Genomic DNA, 20,228 nt, shown 5'->3' on the forward strand with positions numbered 1-20,228 from the left:
AACGAGCAGGCCTCGACGGGCGGTCACGGGAGCATCTTCCAGAACGAGCAGGGCTCGGGCGGTCACGGGAGCAACCAGTTCAACGAGCAGGCCTCGACGGGCGGTCACGGGAGCATCTTCCAGAACGAGCAGGGCTCGGGCGGTCACGGGAGCAACCAGTTCAACGAGCAGGCCTCCACGGGCGGTCACGGGAGCATCTTCCAGAACGAGCAGGGCTCCGGCGGTCACGGCGGCAACCAGTTCAACGAACAGGCCTCGACCGGCGGTCACGGCGGCAACATCTTCCAGAACCAGCAGGGCTCCGGCCACGGCGGCAACCAGTTCAACGAGCAGGCCTCCACCGGCGGCCACGGCAACATCTTCCAGAACGAGCAGGCCCAGGGCCACCACGGCGGGAACCAGTTCAACGAGCAGGCCGCCACCGAGCACCACGACCGCGGCCACGAGGAGCACCACCACGGTGGTCACGACCACGACCACCACGCCGACCACCACCACGACGTCGAGCACTACTGAGCCGGCGCGGTAAGCACGAGGAGCGGTCATGCAGGAGCCGAGTGGCGGGGGGCGCATCGCTCTCGACGCCCTCGACCTCGCGGTCAAGGGCGCGACGGCCTACGGGCGGGACGATCTCGTCCGGCGCCTCACCGACGCCCGGCGCCTGCTGTCCGAACCGGACGTCACCGTCTACGTCGTCGGGGAATTCAAGCAGGGCAAGAGTTCGCTCATCAACGCGCTGCTGACCGCCAAGATCTGCCCGGTCGACGACGACATCGCGACCGCGGTGCCGACGGTCGTCCGGTTCGCGCCGGAGTCCGGGGCTCTGGCGACCTACGAGCCGGCCGATCCGTCGTCGCCGCCGTGGACCGAGCGGATCTCCCTCGAAGACCTTCCGTCCCACGTCAGCGAAGCCGGGAATCCCGGCAACCTGCGGAAACTCAAGTCCGTCACCGCGTCGATCAGCCGCCAGCTGCTGTCCGGCGGGCTGGTGCTGGTCGACACCCCCGGCGTCGGCGGCCTCGGCTCGCTGCACAACGCCGTCACGGTCAGCTCGCTCCCGCGGGCGCACGCCGTCCTGTTCCTTTCGGACGCCTCTCAGGAACTCACCGCCGCCGAGCTGCGGTTCCTCCGGACGGTGAAGGAACTCTGCCCGAGCGTCTTCTTCGTCCTCACCAAGATCGACCTCTACCCGCAGTGGCGCCGCATCCTCGACCTCAACGCCGGCCACCTCGCGGCGTGCGGCATCAGCATCGACACCGTCGCCGTCTCCTCGGAGCTGCGCACCGTCGCCGCCCGCTCGGCCGATCAGGAGCTGAACGTCGAGTCCGGCTTCCCGCAGCTGGTCAAGTGCCTGCAGGGCGTGGTCGGGGACGCCGAGCGGTCGGCGCTCAACGCCATCGGCCTGCACGTCGGGTCCGCGGTCGGGCAGCTGCACGCCACCCTGCGCGCCCGCCGCACCGCGCTCGCGCACCCCGAGCAGTCCGCCGCGCTCGTCGCGGAGCTCGGGCGCGTCAACGACCGCGTCGACGCGCTGCGCAGCCAGTCCGCCAAGTGGCAGCAGCTCCTCTTCGACGGCTTCTCCGACATTTCGTCCGATGTGGACTACGACCTGCGCGCCCGCTCCCGAGGGGTGTTGCACGAAGCCGAAGAGGCCATCGAGGACGGTGACCCGGCCAAAAACTGGTCCGAGTTCGAGAAGTGGCTGCGGCAGCGCCTGGCGAACGAGACGCTCGAGAACTACGCGACCTTCGTCAAACAGGCCAGGCTGCTGGCCGGCCGCGTCGCCGACCACTTCGAGCTCGCTGAATCCCAAGCCGTGCTGCCGCGCGAGATCCAGGCGCCGGTCCGGGTGGTCGAGGAGATCGACATCGACGCGTCCTTCACCGGCGTCAAGACCCGCGGTACCACCGGGATGGCCGCGTTCCAGAAGGCCTACAGCGGCTTCCTGATGTTCTCCATGCTCACCAAGATGGCCGCATTGGCCATCCCGACGCCGTTCGGGGTGGCGGCCGGCCTGCTCATGGGCCGCTCCGGCTTCCTCGACGAACGCAAGCGGCAGCTGGAAAAACGCCGCGGCCTGGCCAAGACGGCGGTGCGCCGGTTCGTCGACGAGTTCAACCTCCAGGTCGGCAAGGATTCCCGCGACGCGATGCGGACCGTCCAAAGAGAACTCCGCGACGCCTACAGCGCGCGCGTCGAAGAACTCCAGCGGTCCCTCACCGAAGCGCTGGCGAACGCGAAGAAGGCCGTCGTCGACGTCGACACCGAAGCGGCCGAGCTCAAGCGGCTCGAAGCCGACATCGAAGCCCTCGAGGTGCTCGGCCGGCGCGCCGAGGAGCTCACCGTCCGCAGCGCGCCCAAGCCCAAGGCGGTGGCCAGATGACCCCCCTCTACCTCCAGGTCCGCGGGTTCGTCGCCCGCGCGTGCGCCGGTTACGCGGGTACGCCCGCCGAACCGCAGCTGCGGCAGATCGCCGGCCGGCTCGCCGAACCGCTGCGGGTCGCGATCGCCGGGCGGGTCAAGGCCGGCAAGTCCACCCTGCTCAACGCGCTCGTCGGGCAGGAGCTCGCGGCGACCGACGCGGGGGAGTGCACCCGGGTCGTCACCTGGTACCGCAACGGCCCGACCTACCGGATCGTGCTGCACCCCGTCCGCGGGATGCCGCGCCAGCTGCCCTTCGGCCGGCTGTCCGGCACCCTCGGCCTCGAACTCGGCATGGCGCCCGACGACGTGGACCGGCTCGTCGTCGACTGGCCGTCGCCCGCCCTGCGCGCGATGACGCTGATCGACACGCCCGGACTGGGATCGGCCCGCGCGGAGGTCTCCGGGCGCACCGAAGCGGCGCTCGTGCCCGAGGGCGACGGCGTGGGCACCGCGGACGCCGTGGTGTACCTGATGCGCCACGTGCACGGCGACGACGTCCGCTTCCTCGACGCCTTCCACGACGACCCGGCCCAGCGGCGCCCGGTGAACACCATCGGCGTCCTGGCGCGGGCCGACGAAGTCGGGCACGCCCGGCCCGACGCGCTCGACTCGGCGGCGAAGATCGCCGCCCGCTACGCCCGCGACTCGCGCGTGCGCGGGCTCTGCCAGACGGTGGTCCCGGTGGCCGGCCTGCTGGCCAGCTCCGCCGCGACGCTCAAGGAGTCCGAGTTCCGCGCGTTCCGGCGGCTCGCGGCCGCGCCGGAGGCCGAAGTGGCGCGGCTGCTGACGTCGGCCGACCGGTTCGCCGCGGGTGAGTCCGATGTGGACGTCCCGCCGGCCGAACGCGCCGAGCTCCTCGCCCGCTACGGCCTGTTCGGCGTGCGGCTGGCGGTCGAGCTGGTCCGCGACGAGCTGGTGACGGGCGCGCGGGCGTTGTCGGGCGAGCTGCTGGCCCGCAGCGGTCTGCACCGCCTCCGATCGCTGCTGACGACGCAGTTCGCCGCGCGGGCCGACGTGCTCAAGGCGCGGTCGGCGCTGCAGGCGGCGGAACACGTGCTGCGCGCCTACCCGGACCGCACCGGCGGCCTGCTGCACGAATGGGAGCGGATCGTCGCCGGGGCGCACGAGTTCGCCGAGATCCAGCTGATCGACTCGATCCGGCTCGGCGTCGTGCTGTTCACCACCGACGAGGCCCGCGACGCGGAACGCCTGCTCGGCGCGACCGGGGTCGACGTGCCGAGCCGGCTGGGGCTCCCGGGGGACGCGGGCCGCACCGCGATCCGGCAGGCGCTCGGCGCGCAGCTGCTGAGGTGGCAGCGGCGCGCCGAGCACCCCGCTTCCCCGCGCGACGTCCGCGACGCGGCACGCGTCCTCGTCCGCACGTGCGAAGGAATCCTGCTCAGCGAAGCCAGGGCGGAGGTCTTGTCGTGACCGACCAGCCGAAGGGCAAGATCAGGAAGGCCGTCACGGCCGCCGCCGGCGCCGTCGCGTCGGAAGTGGTCGGGAACGCGCTCACCTCCGGTGCTCCGCAGCCGCCCCCGCCACCCGCGTCGCAGCCCGTCGCCGCGGAGACCGCGCACGACGTCCCCGCGCACGAGTACGTCCCCGAAGTGGAGACCAGCACGGTCACCCGCGGCGAAGACGGCCACGTCGAGGCGCAGACCGGGACCGTATGGCACCCGGAAACCGCCGACGGCGTGCCGCTGGCGGACCTGCCCACCGTCGAGGAGTTCGAGCAGATCGAGGTCCACGAGGACGAGTTCGGCAACTTCGTCATCGACGCGACCGAGCGGTTCGTGGTGCACAACCACGGCCGCGACGAGGTCTACACCGACCACCAGCACCTCGTCGTGCCCGGCGACGGGACTCCCGGGGACACGGACATCGACGTCGTCCAGGACGCCGGCATCGTGATCCACGAGAACCCGGACGGCTCGATCACCGTCGAGCACGAGGGTTCGCTGAGCTACGAGCTCACCCCCGACGCGCCGGGGCACGGCGACATCGAGGTGTTCCAGGAGGAGACCGTCGTCCTCGACGAAGCCGAGGCCGGGCCGCCCGGGATCGAGGTCGGGATCACCGTGGAGGAGCAGGCGAAAGCCGACGACCCGTTCGGCGAGCCGGCCGGGCCGGCCATCCACCAGACCGAGGTGGTCACGGACAAGGGACGCGGGGTCACGGTGACCGCGCAGGTCACCGCACCGGCGCCCACGCTGCCCGGGACACCGCCCCCGCCGGTCGTGACGTTCGCCAGGACGCCGTCCACAGTGGACGCCGCACCGGCGGCCGCCGAGACCACGCTGGCGGCCTCGGTCTCCCTTGCGGAGCACCCGGTCCCGCGGCACAGCTTCGCCGCCGAACGCGAACCGGCGCACCACGACGCCGGCGAAGTCACGGGCGGCCACGCGCACCCCGCGGCGGCGGAGCACCCGTTCGAGCCGCCGCGGCACCCCGACCCGGATCCCGTGCCGGTGGCGGAGGAGCCGCCCGGCCCGCCGCCGGTGGAGCCGCCCGTGCGGCACGAGGACCAGGCACACGAAGACGACTTGCACGAAGACCACCCGGGTGAACCGGTTCCTGACGAACACGTGGTCCTCGACCACGCGCACGCTGACGGCGGAGGCTGAAATGGGCTACGGACTGGGCATCGACCTCGGCACGACCTTCACGGCCGCCGCCGTCGACCGGGCCGGCCACGTCGAAATGGTGTCACTCGGCGACCGCACGGCGGCCATCCCGTCGGTGGTGCTGCTGCGGCCAGACGGCAGCGTGCTGGTCGGCGACGCGGCGAGCCGGCGCGCGGCCGTCGAACCCGACCGCGTGACGCGGGAGTTCAAGCGGCGCCTGGGCGATCCGACGCCGGTGCTGCTCGGCGGCGCGCCGCACTCGGTGGCGTCGCTGATGGCGCACCTGCTCGGCTACGTGGTCCGGACGGTCGCCGGCCAGCAGGGCGGTCGTCCGGACCGGATCACGCTGACGCACCCGGCGAACTGGGGACCGTACAAGCGGGAATTGTTCGCGCAGGTCCCGAAGCTGACCGGGATCGACCACGTCGGCCTGATCACCGAGCCCGAAGCCGCGGCGGCGCACTACGCGGCCCAGGAGCGGCTCGAGGAGGGTGCCGTCGTCGCGGTGTACGACCTCGGCGGTGGCACGTTCGACGCGACGGTGCTGCGGAAGCGCAACGGGGGTTTCGAAATCCTCGGCACGCCCGAAGGCATCGAGGGCCTGGGCGGGGTCGACTTCGACGAAGCGGTGTTCGGCCACGTCGACCGGGCGCTGGAGGGCCGGCTGTCGCAGATCGACCCGGACGACCCGGGCGCGGTGGCGGCGGTCGTGCGGCTGCGGCAGGAATGCGTGCTGGCGAAGGAAGCCCTGTCGGCGGACACGGAAGTGGCTGTTCCGGTGCTGCTGCCGTCGGTGCAGACGGAGGTCCGCCTGACCCGCGGCGAGTTCGAGGAGATGATCCGCCCGTCCATCACGGCGACGCTGGGTTCGCTGCACCGCGCACTGCGTTCGGCGAACCTGCGCCCGGCCGACCTCGGCACGGTCCTGCTGGTCGGCGGCTCGTCCCGGATCCCGTTGGTGTCCCAGCTGGTTTCGGCGGAGCTCGGCCGCCCGACGGCGGTGGACATCCACCCGAAGTACGGCGTCGCCTTGGGCGCGGCGGCCCTGGCTTCGGGCCGGTCGGCCGTGGTCCAGCCTCCGGCCCCGGCGCCCGTAGTTCCTTCGCCCCGCGAGGAAACTCGTGCGATGGCCGTGCCCGAGTTCGGCGCGGGCGCACCGCCGCCGGCGCTGGGACGCGGGAAGCCCGCCGGCCCCGGCCGCCGAGCCTCCCGCCGCGGCGTGGTGGTGGGCCTGTGCGCGGTAGCGGTGGTGGCGATCGGCGGGGTGGCGGTGGCGGTCAGCAGTTCGGGCGGCGGCCCGTCGGGAAGCACCCCACCACCGTCGACCAGCCCGGCGAGCGACACGGCGTCGCTGGTGACGCTGCCACCCGCGGAGACGCCGCAGACGACGCACGCGACGGCAGCGCCGCCACACACGAACCCGGCGGCCACGACGCGCCGGAAGACCCCGCCGAGGACGACCACACCGACCAAGACGACGACGCCGACGACAACCACGACCCCGACAACGACCGCGACCCCGACAACCTGAGCCCACCCGCCCCGCGGCTTGGCTGCGGCGACCCGGCAGGCGGGCTCGCACGCAGGGGCACGTACGCACGCAGGCGGGCAGGCAGGCACGCAGGCACGGCAGGCGCGCAGGGCGATCCGCAGCCAACGCCGGGCCTGGCCGGTGCCAGGCTCGGCGCCGGGCTTGGCGGCTTGCTGCGTGTGGCCCGCACCGGTGTCTTGGTTGTGGCGATCGGATCGCGGCGGCCGGCCGGGTGGCCCGCCGTCGGCGCTGGGCCTGGCGATTTGCTGCGTGCGGTCCGGACCGGTGCCTTGTGGCGATCGAAGCGCGGCGGCCGGCGGGGCGGTCCGCCGTCGGCGCTGGGCCTGGCGATTTGCTGCGTGCGGCCCGCATCGGTGCCTTGTGGCGATCGGATCGCGGCGGCCCGGCCGGACAACCCGCCGCCTCCAGTCGGGGCTTTGCGACCTTGCCCAGCCTTCCCCCGCCCAGGATGTGAGAGATTTTCCAGCCCATGGAGTGAAGTCCCGCATCCCGCCGTTGACCAGCACCTCTCGCCACCCGCAACTGGACCGGGTGATCTTCCTCCGGTCCGCACCGCCGCGACCCTCCACCGCGGCCTGGCAGCTCGCGCTCCTCGCCACCGTGCAGGTCTGCGCCATGAGCGTCTGGTTCTCCGCCTCCGCCGTCGTCCCCGCGCTGCGTGCCGAATGGGGGCTCTCTCGCGAACACGCCATCCTGCTGACCGCCGCCGTCCAAGTCGGGTTCGCCGGTGGCGCCGTCGTCTCCGCCGCACTGAACCTCGCCGACCGGATCCCTCCTCACACGCTCATCGCGGCCGGCGCGGTGCTTGCCGCGCTCGCCACCGCCGTCCTGCCGTGGAGTGCGCACGGGCTCGTCGTCCCCCTCCGGTTCGCCACCGGCTTCGCGCTGGCCGGGGTCTACCCGGTCGGCATGAAGGTCGTCGTGTCGTGGTTCCCCCGGAAGCGCGGGCTCGCGTTGGGTGCACTCCTCGCCGCCCTGACCGTCGGCTCGGCGCTGCCGAACCTCCTCGCACCGCTCGACTGGCGGGCCGTCCTCCTCTGCGCCGCCGCGCTGGCGACGATCGGCGCGGCCGTGTCGGTCCTCTTCGTCCGCGAGGGCCCGGAACGCGCGCCGTCACCGCCGTGGCGCCCGCGGTACCTGCTGCGGATGGTGGCCGACCGGCGGCAACGGCTGGTGTGCCTCGGCTACTTCGGGCACATGTGGGAGCTCTACGCGCTGTGGGCGTGGCTGCCCGCCTACCTCGCCGCGACCGGGAGGCCCAGCGGGGTGACCGCCTTCGTCGTCATCGGCGTCTGCGGAGCGGCCGGGTGCCTGCTCGGCGGCGCGCTCTCGGACCGGTGCGGCCGGGCAGTCGTCGCGATGGGGGCCATGGTCGTCAGCGCCGGCTGCGCCGTGCTCTCCGCCGCCATCGCCGGGACCGTCCTCCTGCTGGTCTGGGGCGTCGCCGTGATCGCCGACTCCGGGCAGTTCTCCGCCGCGCTCGCCGAGACCGCCGATCCGCGGTACGTCGGGACCGCGCTCACCGCCATGACGGCGTTCGGGTTCCTGCTCAGCGCCGGCACGATCCAGCTGCTGCCGCTCCTGGCCGACGCCGTCGGGTGGCGGGCCGCCGTGCCCGTGCTCGCGGTCGGGCCCGCGCTCGGTGCCGCCGCGATGCGGCGCCTGCGCCGGTAACCTCGCGGCATGGCGGCGGAGCACGTGATCGTGACGTCCACGGCGGACTCGGAAGCGGCGGCGCGGGAACTCGCCACCCAGGCGGTGGCGGGACGGCTGGGGGCGTGCGCCCAGGTCGTCGGCCCGATCACCAGCGTCTACCGCTGGGAAGGAGCCGTGCAAACGGATCAGGAATGGCGCGTCGAGATCAAGACGACCGCCGCCCTCGTCCCCGCGCTGACCGAACGCCTGCGACAACTGCACGGCTACGACCTGCCGGAGGTAGTCGCCACGCCGATCGTCGGCGGCAGCGCCGAATACCTCGCCTGGCTGACCGCCGAAACCCGTGGCCAGGACCCGGGTTCCTGACTAAAGTCAGGGAATGGAACTGAGCCGGCGCTTCGCGACGCTGACCACCGCCCACCTCGCCGACGCCTGCATCCGCGCCGGGCTGCCGGTGCGCTGCGCCCCGGCGGCGACGCGCGCGGTGGTGCCCGGCGGCCGCCTGTTCGGGCCGGCCGTCCCGGCCCGGCACGTCGGCAGCGTCGACGTCTTCCTGGAAGCCTTCGAGACCGCTGCGGACGGCGGTGTGCTGGTCGTCGACAACGGCGGCCGCCTCGACGAGGCCTGCGTCGGTGACCTCGTGGTGCTCGAGGCTGGTGCCGCCGGATTGTCCGGGGTGCTGATCTGGGGCCTGCACCGCGACACCGCGGACATCCGGGCCATCGGGCTCCCGGTGTTCAGCCTCGGGTCCCTCCCGACCGGCCCGCTCAACCTCGGCCCGCGCGTCGACGGCGGGCTGGCCGAAGCGATCGTCGGGACCTGGCGGATCGGGCCGTCGGACCTCGTGCTGGGTGACGACGACGGCGTCCTGTTCGTCCCGCTCGACCGCGCCGAGGAGCTGTTCGCGCTCGCCGAGGCGATCCGCGACACCGAACGCCGCCAGGCCGACCGGATCCGGGGTGGCGAGCCGCTGCGGGAGCAGGTGCGCTTCGCCGAATTCCTCGCCGCGCGGGAAGCGGATCCGGGCCTGACGTTCCGCGCGCACCTGCGGGCCGTCGGCGGTGCGATCGAAGAGTGACCACGAAAGTGTGATCGTTCACCCGACGGGGTAACCCGGGCCGGGAGGCGGGACCATGAACGCGCTCATCGGCTTCGGCAAGGACATCGAATACCACTTCGCGCGCGGGTTGCGGACCTACCTGGCCCGGGTCGCCCGCGCCGTCGGCGTCGGGTTCGAGTCGTGTTCGCTCGACCTCGACGTGCCCAGCTCCGGGTACGTCGCCCTCGACCGCACGCTCCCGGACCTGCCCGCGCACGACCTGGCCCTGATCTGGGACGAGGTGCACGGCTGGGCGGCGGAGATCGAACCCGCGAGCGGTGGCACCGGGAAGGTGCTCGGCTACCTCGGCGGCGCCGACGTCGTGCCGCCGCCGCGTGCGGTCGCCGGGTTCCTCGAAGCGCTGCGGGTCGCCGGGCCACCCGCAGCCGCGTTCCCGCCGCCGGTGTTCCGGCGGGCCGGGCACCACGAGGACCTCGTCGACCGGCTGCCGGTCACCGGCCCGGAAGGACTGCTGCGGCCGAGCTCCGCTACTTGGTGATCACAGGACGCGACCGCCCCGGGCACCTAGGATGAGGCGGCCGAACCCCGTCCCCCCGAAGGAAGCCCGTGACCGCCGATGCGCCCCACCCCGTCCGCGTCCTCCTCGTGGAGGACCACGACATGGTGGCGGAGGCGTTGCAGCAGGCCCTCGACCGCGCCGACGGGATCACCGTCGTCGGCCGCGCCCGCTCTCGGACGGAGGCACTGGCGGACGCCCGCGAGCACCACCCGGACGTCGTGCTGCTGGACCGGCGCCTGTCCGACGGCGACGCGCTCGGCGTCATCGCCGACCTCGCGGCCGGCGGTGCCCGCGTCCTGGTGCTGACCGGCGACGCGACGCCGGCGATCGCCGCTCAGGTGGCGAAGGCGGGCGGTGCCGGGCTGCTGTTCAAGTCGTCGCAGCTGGGCGTGCTGGAGTCCGCCGTCCGGGACGTGGCCGCCGGCGCCGTGGTCTTCGAGCCGGACCTGCTGCCCGGTGTCTTCGACCGGCTCACCGGCCGCGTCCCCGCGGTCGGTACGGCCCTGACCGCGCGTGAGCGCGAAACCCTCGACCTGCTCGCCGAAGGCGCGACCACCGACGAGATAGCCCTGCGGCTCGGCGTGTCCCGCAACACCACCCGCAACCACGTCCAGCGCGTGCTGGAAAAGCTCGGGGCGCGCTCGAAGCTCGAAGCCGTCGCCGTGGCCCGCCGGGAAGGGCTCATCGGCTGATGCAGCTGCACTAACCGCGGAGGACGGGTTTGCATCTCGTGCGGGCCCGCGCGGTCGACGAGGCTGGAGGGCGTGGACGTCCATGCCCCCCTCACCGCGGAGTGCGCCGTGACCGGCTCGGCGGGCGGACTGGCCCTCGTGCGCCGGTTCACCCGGCTGACGCTGCGCGCGTGGGCGAGCGGCACCGCCGTCGACGACGCGCAGCTGCTCGTCACCGAGCTCGTGACCAACGCGCTGTGCCACGGCGTCGGCCGCCCGCTCCTGCGGCTGGCGCTGGCCGGCGGGCAGCTCCGCATCGAGGTCTTCGACGACGATCCGGCGCCACCCGTGCGCCGGCCCGCGGGTGCGGACGGCGGCTGGGGCCTCACCCTCGTCGAGCGGCTCTCCTCCGCGTGGGGGACCGCGCGCCACGGCCGCGGGAAGGTCGTCTGGTGCGCGCTGCCAGCGGCTTCGGCCGAACTCGCCGGGTGAGCGCCGCAGGCCGCGCCGTGCCGGGCGGGCGGCGATCCGGCAGAGTTGCGGCATGGACGACGACCGGTTCCGCTTGCTGGTGCAGGGGGTGCTCGACTACGCGATCTTCATGCTGGACCGGCAGGGGCGGATTTCGAGCTGGAACGCGGGGGCGGAGCGGATCAAGGGCTACCGGGCGGAGGAGATCATCGGACAGCACTTTTCGGTGTTCTACCCGCCGGAGGACGTCGCGGCCGGGAAACCGGCCAAGGAGCTGGAGGTCGCGGCCGCGGAGGGGCGGCTGGAGGACGAGGGGTGGCGGATCCGCGAGGACGGCACCCGGTTCTGGGCGAACGTGATGATCACAGCGCTGTACGACGATCGGGGTGAATTGAAGGGTTTCGGGAAGGTCACCCGCGACGTGTCGGACCGCCGGGCGGCCGAAGTCGCCCTGCGGGAAAGCGAAGAACGGTTCCGCCTGCTCGTGCAGAGCGTGGTCGACTACGCGATTTTCGTGCTGGACCCGCAGGGGCGGATTTCGAGCTGGAACGCCGGCGCCGAGCGGATCAAGGGCTACCGGGCGGAGGAGATCATCGGGCAGCACTTTTCGGTGTTCTACCCCGCCGAAGACGTGGCCGCCGGAAAACCGGCCTGGGAACTGGAGGTGGCGGCCGCGGAGGGGCGGCTCGAAGACGAGGGGTGGCGGGTCCGCAAGGACGGCACCCGGTTCTGGGCCAACGTGGTGATCACCGCGCTGCTGGACGACCGGGGCCGGCTGCAGGGCTTCGGCAAGGTCACCCGCGACATGACCGAGCGCCGCAACGCCGAGCAGGCCCTGCGGGACCGCGGCCGGCTGGTCGGGCACCTCGTGGAGGCCCAGGAGGTGGAGCGGCGCCGGATCGCCTGGGACGTCCACGACGAGTCGATCCAGTCCATGGTCGCCGTCGGCATGCGCCTGCAGCTGCTCGCTTCCCGGCTGCCGGAACCGGCCGCGGCCGCCGTCGGCGGGCTCGACGAGTCCGTGCAGGCCGCCATCGCCCGGCTGCGCGGCCTGGTGTCCCGGCTGCGGCCACCCGAGCTCGACCACCACGGGCTCGTCGAAGCGATCTCGGCCTACGTCGAGGAGGTCGCGGGCCGGTGGGAACTGGCGCACTCGGTGCGTGACGAGCTCACCGACGAGCCGTCCCCGGAAGCGGCGACCACCGCCTACCGGATCTGCCAGGAAGCGCTCAGCAACGTCCACAAGCACGCCCGGGCCACCCGGATCGACGTCACGCTGTCCACAGTGGACAACGGAACCCGGTTGCGGATCACCGACGACGGGATCGGCGCGGCCGCGGGCGAGGCGGGCGCGGGTCACTTCGGGCTGGTCGAGATGTACGAACGGGCCGAGGCGGCGCACGGCTGGCTTTCGGTGACGAGCACGCCCGGACAGGGCACGACCGTGGAGTGCTGGTTGCCGAAGCTGCCCGACGTGACGGGACTCCAACCATGACCGAGCTGCGGGTGCTGATCTCCGACGACGACGTGATGATCCGCGACGTCCTGAAGGAGGTCCTCGAGGAAGAGCCCGACATCGCCGTGGTGGCGGTGGCGGCCGACGCCGACGAGGCGATCCGGCTCGCCGAGCGGCACCGGCCCGCGGTCGCCGTCCTCGACGTCCGGATGCCGGGCGGGGGCGGCGCGCGGGCGGCGCGGGAGATCGCCCGGTGCAGCCCGGGCACGGCGATCCTGGCGTTCTCCGCCTACGCCGACCGGGCTTCGATCGCGGGGCTCGCGGCGGCCGGCGTCACGGAGTACCTGGTGAAGGGCGCGCCCAACACGGCGATCGTCGAGGCCGTCCGGCGGCTGGGCCGTCCGCCGTCGGCGTGAGCGGTCACGGCCGGACGTTCGCCGCGACGCTGTCGAAGTCCGTCGGGAGCAGCGTGAACAACCGCCGCACGGCGCGCGACGGCCCCGCTTCGACGCTGAGGCGCGCGCCGGTCGCGTCGGCGAGCAGCTGAGCCCGCAGCAGGGAGTTCAGGCCGGCGACGGAGAAGAACGTGACCCCGGAGAGGTCGATGACGACCTCTTCGACCGGCACGTGGACGCGGGACTGGAGGACTTCGTCCAATTTCCGCGCGGTGCCGAGGTCGACTTCGCCGGACACCTCGACGAAGACGGTGCGCGCGGCGGGGTGGCGCACGCGCACGGACATGTGGCCGCCGACCGTCAACCGGCCGACGAGCTCGTGGTCGGCCGAGCGTGGTTCGGGAACCATCGCGGCACACCCTTTCCTCGGGCAGCGGGGGCGAACCGGACGTTCGGGACGGGATGCCAAAGGCAGCCTGCCGGCCCGGAGCGCGGGAACGTCCGGCAGCGGCTGACGGCTCAACCGTGAACCCCCAGCATAGTGCATCTGCACTAGAAGGGGCCACCAGCCATAAACCGGTGGACAGCGTGGTCGTCACGCGGTGTGATGGGCCGCGACCGACCGCCGACGTGGGGGAGTGCCTTGGGCACGGGTGACCTGTCTTCCGGTGAAGCCACCATCACGCTGCCGGTCGTCCGGCAGCTGATCGACACGCAGTTCCCGCGGTGGGCGCACCTCCCGCTCGAGCCGGCGCCGTCGCAGGGCGTGGACAACGCGACCTACCGGCTCGGCCCGGAGCTGTCCGTGCGGCTGCCGCGGTACGCGCGCTGGACCGGGCAGGTGGCGCGGGAACAGGAGTGGCTGCCGAAGCTGGCGCCGCACCTGCCGCTGCCGGTCCCGGTTCCGCTCGCCGAAGGAAGACCGGGAGCGGGCTACCCGTTCCCGTGGTCGGTCCTGCGCTGGCTGCCCGGCGACGCGGTCGACCCGGACACCGGCACGGCGGGCGAGCTGGCGGGGTTCTTCGCCGCGCTGCAGCGGATCGACGCCACCGGCGGCCCGCAACCCCAGTGGAGCAACGGTTTCCGCGGGGTGGCCATGACCGACGAGCGCGACTCGGCGATCGCCCCCGCCCGCCTCGCCCCGCGGATCGAGGCCCTGGCGGGACTGATCGACCTCGACGCGGTGGCGGCGGTCTGGGAAGCGGCCCGCGCGGCACCGCCATGGGCCGGCCCGCCGGTGTGGATCCACGGCGACCCGGCCCCGGGCAACCTGCTGGCCCGCGAAGGCCGGGTGAGCGCGGTGATCGACTTCGGCACGCTCGCGGTCGGCGACCCGGCGTGCGACCTGATCGTCGCGTGGTCGGTGCTGTCCGCGGCGGAACGACGGGAGTTCCGCGCGGAGCTGGACATCGACGACGCCACGTGGGCCCGCGGCCGCGGCTGGGGGCTGACCGCGGTGCTGCCCACCCGCGCGGAGCTGACCGGCCCCACCGCGGCCCGGGCCCGGCGCCGGCTGGACGAGCTGGTGGCGGATCATCGGATGCCGGCGGTCCGGCATCGCGCGGCCGAGGTCCGGTGACCACGGCCCGGCTGCCGAACCACCGGCGACGTGCGAGACCAGCCGCGAAGCCACCCAGGGAGGTCGCATGCCCACCACGGTCGTCAACCTGAAGGGGCACCGGGACGATCCGGAGTACGCCGACGTCGTCTACGTCGGGCGGGCCATGCACCGCGGCGGCTGGCACCTCGAAGGCTCGAAGCTCGCCAGTCCCTTCCGGCCCGGTCCGGACGGCTCGCGCGAAGACGTCGTCGCCCAGTACCGCGAGCACCTGCTGTCGCGGCCGGATCTGCTCGCCCTGCTGCCCGGGCTCCGCGGCCGCCGCCTCGGGTGCTGGTGCGTCCCCGAACCGTGTCACGCCCAGGTCATCGCCGAACTCGCGGATCACGGGGGGTAACGAAACGCACCCCCTCCGCGAGTAACCTGACACGAGGGGGTGATCGATGGTGTCCGCGCGGCGGCACGGGGGCTTCGACGAGGCCGAACTGCCCGAGACCCACCGGATCAGGTGGTGGCTGGCGGCCGGGGCGGCAGGGCTCGTCGCCGCCGGGTTCGCCGTCGTGCCGTACCTGCCGTTCTTCCAGACCTGGACCTTCGTCCGCGACCCGAAGGTCGCGAGCGTCATCACCTGGACCGTCCTGCAGACCTCCGTCGTGCTCGTCTCCGTCGTGCTGACGCTGTACTTCGTCGGCAAAGCGCGGCTCGAAGCCGCCGCCTACCGGGCCAACCAGATCGACATCCGGCTCTTCGCCGACGAACGGCCCGAAGGCAGCCACGACCGCGAGATCGACTCCGCCGTCGAACTGACCGCCACCTTCAAGCGGTTCCTCAACGATTCGCGCCTCTACACGCCGACCCCGGTGCCGGGCGTCGGCAGCTCGTACGACTTCATCCAGATCGTCGAGCACGCCGGCGACTCCGCCGACGGCTGGTGGAAGGCCGCGACGAAGCTGATCCGGCTCGCGCAGCCACCCGCCGCGTTCACCGTCAGCGGCACCATCCGGCCGGGCAACACGAGCGGCCGCTACCAGCTCATCCTCGAGCTCGTCCGCGTCCCGCGCTTCGCCGCGAGCCCGCTCGTCATCGAGGACGAGAACTGGGCGCGCGTGCTGCACCGCGCGGCGAACGCCGTGGCCGCGCTGGTCATCCCGCGCAGCGCGTACGTCCGCACGAACATCCACTGGGCCGCTTGGCGCGACGCGAAGATCCCCTACGAACTCTTCGACGCCTACCAGCGCGGCAACCACTTCATCACCTACCGCCGTTACGACGAAGCCCTCGCCGAGTACTACCGCGCGGTCAGCCTCGATCCGGCGAACGTCTACATCAGACTCGAGATCGCCGCGCTCCAGGAGCAGCTCGACCTCCACCTCGACGCGCTCGCCACGTACGACGACGTGATCACCGTCTGCAGCCGGGGCCACCCGACGCTGGCCCGCTGGTGGATCGGCCCCGACTTCGCGCGCCAGCCCCGGCGCGACACTCGCGGCCGCGAAGTCGCCCTGCTCATCGCCCGCTACCGGCACGCGCTCGTGCTCGGGCACGGCGATTCCGTGGCCGGCTCCTGGTGGGTGCGGCGCACCACCGCGGGCGTCCCGGGTGATGCGCGGGCGCAGCGCCGCACCGAACTGCGGGCCGCGATCGAGCTGCGCTTCCGCCGCTACGTCGACCTCGACGTCCGGACGCAGCGGTACGCGATCCCGCGCGAGAAGCGGCTGGCGCTGCACCGGCGCGTGCTGCGCGTGCCCGTCGAGGAGCTCGTCGTCCAGGAGGCGACCCCGGCACAGCTGGCCGAGTACAACCAGCGCGCCGCGGAAATGCGGTCCTACCTGGGCGCGCTCTCGCAGTACGAAATCGAACGGCTCGTCGAGGACTACCGCCGGTTCGGCAGGCGCTGGCGTCGCAGCTGGCAGCAGCTGACCAACCGCGCGCTCGACCTGTCCCTGGTGTGGGCGGTGCTGCGCCGGGCGATGGCGGACATCGAGCCGGTCACCGGCGCCGTCCCCGAACCGCAGCCCGCCTACCCCGGCAGCCGCGTCCGGCTGGCCGACGTCTGCCCGGACCGGCGCTGGCCGCCGGACCCGCGGGCGCTCGACGCCACCGTCGAGGCCGCCGGGCCGCGCAGTTCGTGGGAGGAGTGCTACAACGCGGCGAGCGTGTACGCCGTCGCGATGCTCGAAGTCGGCCCCCGCGGCGAACGCGACCTGCGCGACCGCGCCCGGAATCCCCGCCTGGAAGGCGAAGCGCGCGACGAAGTGGCCCGGCGCGCGGTGCGCGAGCTCTACCAGGCGGCGACGATCAGCCACAGCGGGCGGCTCCCCGAGCGCCGTTCGTGGGTGATGGGGGAGGACCCCGACCTCGCCGCGCTGCGCGGGCACGAACTGTTCCGCGTCTTCGAGATGGTCACCTTCTCCCCGGACCGCGCGGCGCCGTTGCGCCCGCAGCGCGCCCACGTGTGGGAGCAGGTCAGCTACGTCCGGCAGCTGGTCGCCGAGATCGCGGGCTGCCGCGCGCACTTCTGGCGGACGCGGTCCGAGGAGCCGGCACCGGACAGCCGGACCGTCGACCGCCGGCGCGCCGCGGACCGCGACGCCTGGCGGAAGCTGACCGCGCTGGCCACCGGGAAACAGGACTGGTACACGCGCTACCAGGCGATCTGCGCGTTCCGCGAGTGGTCGGCCGAGTCCGGCTACCCGGGGTCGATCTCGGGTTTCCCGCTCTACAGCGAGGAACGCCTGCACGCCCAGCTGCGCGGCGCGGCGGGCCGGCGCGGGAAGACCGGGCTGGACGCGAACGTCGTCGTCCGCGAATACGTGCGCCTGTGCGACCAGCGCCTCGACCAGCTGGTCGCCGACATCGCCGAACTCGAGCACACTTTGGTAGCGGAGGACGACTACGCCGCGCGCGCCCAGCTGTGGGCGGCGCTGTGCTCGTGGTTCGACGACGACATCGCCGACGGTTCGTCCGCCGGCGAGCGGCGTGAGCGGTTCCGCAAGCTCGCGCGGCCCTAGGACGGCCGCGTGTAGCGGTGCTTCACCCCGACCGGGAAGTACTCGGGATCCCCGGCCGGGCGCAGCACGACGTCGGGCAGCTGCCGCTCCGCCGGGACGTAGTGCGCGAACTCGCTGTTGAGTCGGACCAGTTGCGCGCGTATGGATTCCGCGATCCGGCCCGCGTCGGCACTCGCGCCCGGAGCCGTCTCGACGGTGATCCGCAGCCGCCGGTCGCGGTCGGCGTCCTCGACCGACTCGATGACGAACTTGCCGGTGACGGTGTCGCTGATGCCCGGCTGCTCCAGGCCGACCGTGACGTTCTCCGGGTAGACGTTCGCGCCGAAGAACGACACCGTGAACAGCGAGCGGCCGAACACGTAGACGAACGGCAGCTCCGGCCCGGGTGGCGGCGTGAAGCCGTGGCGGGCGCAGTAGGCGAGCAGCTCGGCGTGCGGCAGGACCCCGCCGTCGTCGGCGATGTGGTAGCGGATCAGCGGGATCCCGCCGTCGGCGCTGAAGACGAGCGTGCCGTCGTGCACCTCGAAGAAGCGGCTCGCCGGGTCGTACTGCACGAGGGTGGGGAGCCGGGCGTCGCCGAAGACGTCGCGAGCGAGGTCCGGGTGGCCGGCGAAGAACCGGCGGATGCCCACGGACACCGGCGTTTCGGTGCCGAGCACGCCCGCGTCCGCCGTGCCGTAGAGCGAGGCGATGTCGGTGACGGGGTCGGCGACGCCGGCGCGCCGGGCGACGAGGTCGCGCCACTGCTCGCTGAAGACCTCGCCGGCGAGGACCAGCTTGATCGCGTAGGCGGGCCAGTCGACGCCTTCGGCCAGGCCGGTGTCGACGACGTCCTTGACGAACGGCGGGTAGCCGAGGAGAACGACCTGCTCGAAGTGCGGCGCGAGCTCGGGGAGCACGCGCAGGATTTCGGCCTTGTTGTTGCCGGGCGCGACGACGGTGACCGGACAGCCCTTGGCGGCGAGGTGCCGCACGCACGCCGTGGTGAAGAGGCCGCCGACCCAGGTCCCGAGCGGGAAGCAGACGACGGCGAGAGTCCTCTTGCGGTCGGCGTGGAAGCCGTCGACGAGCACCTGTTCGAAGCGGCGGGCGACGTGCAGTTCGTCTTCGAGCGCGCGCGGCCAGATGGTGGGGTGGCCGCTGGAACCGGAGGAGACGGCGATCATGTCGTTGCCGTCGAAGGTCCCGCCGCGGCACAGCTCGGGCAGCGGGTACTTCCGGTGGTAGCCCGCCTTGTCGACGAGCGGGAGAGTCATGAAGGCGGCTATCGTCGTGACGGCTTCGGGTGCGATGCCGTGTTCTTCCAGGAACTTCCGGTACGCGGGCACGGTTTCGGCGGTGCGGCGGAAGAGCTCGAGGACGTGCTGCCCGGCGGCCGGTTCCGGGGGCGCGAAGAAGGTGTCGAACGCCTGCCGCACGCGGGTCTGCCGACCGAGGTCCATGATCGGAGCATAGCGGCCGGTGCGTGTCATGATGAGCGCGTGAGCACCTCCGCGGAGCAGCACCCCGCCGGCGCGCCGTTGACCCTCTACCTGGTCAAACGGCTCGAATTGGTGATCAGGGCGCTGCTCGACGACGCGCTGCGCCCGCTGGGGCTCACGACGCTGCAGTACACGGCGCTGACCGTGCTGCAGGCGAGCGGCCCGCTGTCGTCGGCGCAGCTGGCCCGCCGCTCGTTCCTGCGGCCGCAGACGATGCACGAGATGGTGCTGGCGCTGGAGAAGCGCGGGCTGATCGCGCGGACCCCGAAGGCGGGCAACAAGCGCGTCCTGCTGGCCGGCCTGACGGACGCGGGCCAGTCCCTGCTGGCCGGCTGCGCCCCCGCGGTCGGCGAGGTGGAGCACGCGCTGCTGGCCGACCTCAGTCCCGGGCAGCGTGCGACGTTCCGCGAGGGGCTGCAGCACGGGGTGACGGCGCTGGGAGCGCTGTCGGACGTCCGTCGCTCTCAGGAAAGCTGATTCGGTTTCGGACGCACATCTTTGTGGCGACCGGACGATCGCTGAGGGCCGAGTGGAGTCTTTACTCAGGCTTGCTGACACTTCCGGATTAGTCCGGACGAGTGGAAGCGACAAGCGGCGCGTAGCACGGGTGTGATGCGGAACGTTGAAGGGTACGTCCCATGCCAGCGCATTCGCATCTGGAGGTTCGCCGACGTGACCCGGGCTCACGACGTGGCCGGCGCCGCCTCGGTAGCCACGCGCCGGCTACTGCTGGTGGCCGGCACGGCTGTGGGCTTGTGGCTGATCCTGTGGCTGACTTCGGGCGACGCTTCAGCGGCGACGCCGGGTGCTTCGGCGGGGGATGGCCCGGGTGGGCTCGGGGCGGTCACGCAGGTGGTGCGTTCGGCGGCGCGGGATGCGCATTTGCCCGCTCCACCTTCGGCGGCGAAGGTCTTGCCCGACTTGGTGGCGCGGACCGCGCGCCCAGCCGCTCCGGCGGCGCACCTCTCGCGCTCAGCGGGACCGGCCTCACAGGCCGCGCCCCTGGCTGGCCCGGCGGTTCCGCCGGTGGTCGAGGCGGCGGCGAAGGTTGTGCGCGCGCCCGAGGCTGGCGCGCAGGTCACCCGCTCGGCAGGGTCGGTGGCTGGCGGCGTGGTTTCGTCGGTGGTCGAGCGCGCAGGGCAGCCCGCTCGCTCGGCGGGGCCCGCGGCTGCCTCGGTGGTTGAGCCGGGGCCGCGGGGTGCCCGGTCGGCGGGGCCTGTGGCTTCCTCATTGGTTGAGCCAGGGGCGCAGGCTGCCGGCTCGGCTGGTCCGGTGGCTGCTGGTGTGGTTTTGCCAGCGGCACACGT

19 protein-coding genes are annotated in these 20,228 nt (G+C 72.9%); 17 read left to right on the plus strand and 2 right to left on the minus strand.

All coding sequences use genetic code 11. The annotated features are described in order from the left end of the window. The 13 genes from AB0B33_RS13455 to AB0B33_RS13515 form a co-directional block, all read left to right on the plus strand. The coding region (locus AB0B33_RS13455) for a glycoprotein (RefSeq protein WP_360770632.1) at window positions 1-516 on the plus strand (516 nt) is incomplete at its 5' end. 28 nt (window positions 517-544) lie between these two features. After that, window positions 545-2,383, plus strand: a complete 1,839-nt coding sequence (locus tag AB0B33_RS13460; RefSeq protein ID WP_360770635.1) for a dynamin family protein — start codon at window positions 545-547, stop codon at window positions 2,381-2,383. Next, on the plus strand, window positions 2,380-3,855 hold the full coding sequence (locus tag AB0B33_RS13465; RefSeq protein WP_360770638.1) for a dynamin family protein: 1,476 nt from the start codon (window positions 2,380-2,382) through the stop codon (window positions 3,853-3,855). Before AB0B33_RS13460 ends, AB0B33_RS13465 begins: the two co-directional genes overlap by 4 nt. Next, a complete protein-coding gene (locus AB0B33_RS13470) occupies window positions 3,852-5,051 on the plus strand; it encodes a hypothetical protein (RefSeq protein ID WP_360770641.1) in 1,200 nt (399 codons plus the stop codon). Before AB0B33_RS13465 ends, AB0B33_RS13470 begins: the two co-directional genes overlap by 4 nt. 1 nt (window position 5,052) lies before the next feature. After that, a complete protein-coding gene (locus AB0B33_RS13475; RefSeq protein ID WP_360770644.1) occupies window positions 5,053-6,582 on the plus strand; it encodes an Hsp70 family protein in 1,530 nt (509 codons plus the stop codon). Window positions 6,583-7,098: 516 nt separating this feature from the next. Beyond that, on the plus strand, window positions 7,099-8,277 hold the full coding sequence (locus tag AB0B33_RS13480) for an MFS transporter (protein ID WP_360770647.1): 1,179 nt from the start codon (window positions 7,099-7,101) through the stop codon (window positions 8,275-8,277). 9 nt (window positions 8,278-8,286) lie between these two features. Next, window positions 8,287-8,625 (plus strand): divalent-cation tolerance protein CutA, encoded by a 339-nt coding sequence (gene cutA / locus AB0B33_RS13485; RefSeq protein ID WP_360770650.1) that lies wholly within the window; start codon window positions 8,287-8,289, stop codon window positions 8,623-8,625. 13 nt (window positions 8,626-8,638) lie between these two features. Beyond that, window positions 8,639-9,337: an RraA family protein gene (locus tag AB0B33_RS13490; protein WP_360770653.1), complete on the plus strand. Its 699-nt coding sequence runs from the start codon at window positions 8,639-8,641 to the stop codon at window positions 9,335-9,337. A 55-nt stretch (window positions 9,338-9,392) separates the two neighbouring features. Beyond that, window positions 9,393-9,857 carry a DUF6292 family protein gene (locus AB0B33_RS13495; RefSeq protein ID WP_247023008.1) on the plus strand — a complete coding sequence of 155 codons (465 nt, stop codon included), beginning with the start codon at window positions 9,393-9,395 and terminating at the stop codon, window positions 9,855-9,857. A gap of 68 nt (window positions 9,858-9,925) precedes the next feature. Then, on the plus strand, window positions 9,926-10,570 hold the full coding sequence (locus AB0B33_RS13500) for a response regulator transcription factor (RefSeq protein WP_360770656.1): 645 nt from the start codon (window positions 9,926-9,928) through the stop codon (window positions 10,568-10,570). Between the two features lie 72 nt (window positions 10,571-10,642). Further along, window positions 10,643-11,041 (plus strand): ATP-binding protein, encoded by a 399-nt coding sequence (locus AB0B33_RS13505; protein ID WP_360770658.1) that lies wholly within the window; start codon window positions 10,643-10,645, stop codon window positions 11,039-11,041. A gap of 52 nt (window positions 11,042-11,093) precedes the next feature. Continuing rightward, complete coding sequence (locus AB0B33_RS13510) at window positions 11,094-12,515, plus strand: PAS domain S-box protein (RefSeq protein WP_360770661.1); 1,422 nt, start codon at window positions 11,094-11,096, stop codon at window positions 12,513-12,515. Continuing rightward, window positions 12,512-12,892: a response regulator transcription factor gene (locus tag AB0B33_RS13515; protein ID WP_360770664.1), complete on the plus strand. Its 381-nt coding sequence runs from the start codon at window positions 12,512-12,514 to the stop codon at window positions 12,890-12,892. Before AB0B33_RS13510 ends, AB0B33_RS13515 begins: the two co-directional genes overlap by 4 nt. Window positions 12,893-12,896: 4 nt before the next feature. Here the strand turns inward: AB0B33_RS13515 and AB0B33_RS13520 are convergent, their stop codons facing one another. After that, entirely contained in the window at window positions 12,897-13,280 is a 384-nt protein-coding gene (locus AB0B33_RS13520; protein WP_360770667.1) for an STAS domain-containing protein, read from the minus strand. Between the two features lie 234 nt (window positions 13,281-13,514). Between AB0B33_RS13520 and AB0B33_RS13525 the strand changes: the two genes are divergently transcribed. The 3 genes from AB0B33_RS13525 (at window position 13,515) to AB0B33_RS13535 (ending at window position 17,440) form a co-directional block, all read left to right on the plus strand. Further along, the gene (locus AB0B33_RS13525; RefSeq protein ID WP_360770670.1) at window positions 13,515-14,450 is read left to right on the plus strand and encodes an aminoglycoside phosphotransferase family protein; all 936 of its coding nucleotides are present in this window, start codon (window positions 13,515-13,517) and stop codon (window positions 14,448-14,450) included. Window positions 14,451-14,517: 67 nt separating this feature from the next. Next, on the plus strand, window positions 14,518-14,826 hold the full coding sequence (locus AB0B33_RS13530; protein ID WP_247023015.1) for a DUF4326 domain-containing protein: 309 nt from the start codon (window positions 14,518-14,520) through the stop codon (window positions 14,824-14,826). Between the two features lie 46 nt (window positions 14,827-14,872). Then, window positions 14,873-17,440, plus strand: a complete 2,568-nt coding sequence (locus AB0B33_RS13535) for a hypothetical protein (protein ID WP_360770672.1) — start codon at window positions 14,873-14,875, stop codon at window positions 17,438-17,440. Here the strand turns inward: AB0B33_RS13535 and AB0B33_RS13540 are convergent. Further along, the gene (locus AB0B33_RS13540) at window positions 17,437-18,882 is read right to left on the minus strand and encodes a phenylacetate--CoA ligase family protein (protein ID WP_360770675.1); all 1,446 of its coding nucleotides are present in this window, start codon (window positions 18,880-18,882) and stop codon (window positions 17,437-17,439) included. The two genes, AB0B33_RS13535 and AB0B33_RS13540, sit on opposite strands and share 4 nt — an antisense overlap. Window positions 18,883-18,921: 39 nt before the next feature. Here AB0B33_RS13540 and AB0B33_RS13545 point away from each other — a divergent pair, with 39 nt between their 5' ends. After that, complete coding sequence (locus AB0B33_RS13545; protein WP_360770678.1) at window positions 18,922-19,398, plus strand: MarR family transcriptional regulator; 477 nt, start codon at window positions 18,922-18,924, stop codon at window positions 19,396-19,398. Window positions 19,399-20,228: the final 830 nt, after the last annotated feature.

Source organism: Amycolatopsis sp. NPDC049159 (genome assembly GCF_040648295.1).
GTDB lineage: Bacteria > Actinomycetota > Actinomycetes > Mycobacteriales > Pseudonocardiaceae > Amycolatopsis > Amycolatopsis pretoriensis_A.

Bases quoted from the DNA above. Each gene is read 5' to 3' on its own strand.
- AB0B33_RS13460 (WP_360770635.1), top strand. From the start codon at position 545: ATGCAGGAGCCGAGTGGCGGGGGGCGCATCGCTCTCGACGCCCTCGAC.
- AB0B33_RS13465 (WP_360770638.1), top strand. From the start codon at position 2,380: ATGACCCCCCTCTACCTCCAGGTCCGCGGGTTCGTCGCCCGCGCGTGC.
- AB0B33_RS13475 (WP_360770644.1), top strand. From the start codon at position 5,053: ATGGGCTACGGACTGGGCATCGACCTCGGCACGACCTTCACGGCCGCC.
- cutA (WP_360770650.1), top strand. From the start codon at position 8,287: ATGGCGGCGGAGCACGTGATCGTGACGTCCACGGCGGACTCGGAAGCG.
- AB0B33_RS13490 (WP_360770653.1), top strand. From the start codon at position 8,639: ATGGAACTGAGCCGGCGCTTCGCGACGCTGACCACCGCCCACCTCGCC.
- AB0B33_RS13495 (WP_247023008.1), top strand. From the start codon at position 9,393: ATGAACGCGCTCATCGGCTTCGGCAAGGACATCGAATACCACTTCGCG.
- AB0B33_RS13510 (WP_360770661.1), top strand. From the start codon at position 11,094: ATGGACGACGACCGGTTCCGCTTGCTGGTGCAGGGGGTGCTCGACTAC.
- AB0B33_RS13515 (WP_360770664.1), top strand. From the start codon at position 12,512: ATGACCGAGCTGCGGGTGCTGATCTCCGACGACGACGTGATGATCCGC.
- AB0B33_RS13520 (WP_360770667.1), bottom strand. From the start codon at position 13,280: ATGGTTCCCGAACCACGCTCGGCCGACCACGAGCTCGTCGGCCGGTTG.
- AB0B33_RS13530 (WP_247023015.1), top strand. From the start codon at position 14,518: ATGCCCACCACGGTCGTCAACCTGAAGGGGCACCGGGACGATCCGGAG.
- AB0B33_RS13535 (WP_360770672.1), top strand. From the start codon at position 14,873: ATGGTGTCCGCGCGGCGGCACGGGGGCTTCGACGAGGCCGAACTGCCC.
- AB0B33_RS13540 (WP_360770675.1), bottom strand. From the start codon at position 18,882: ATGGACCTCGGTCGGCAGACCCGCGTGCGGCAGGCGTTCGACACCTTC.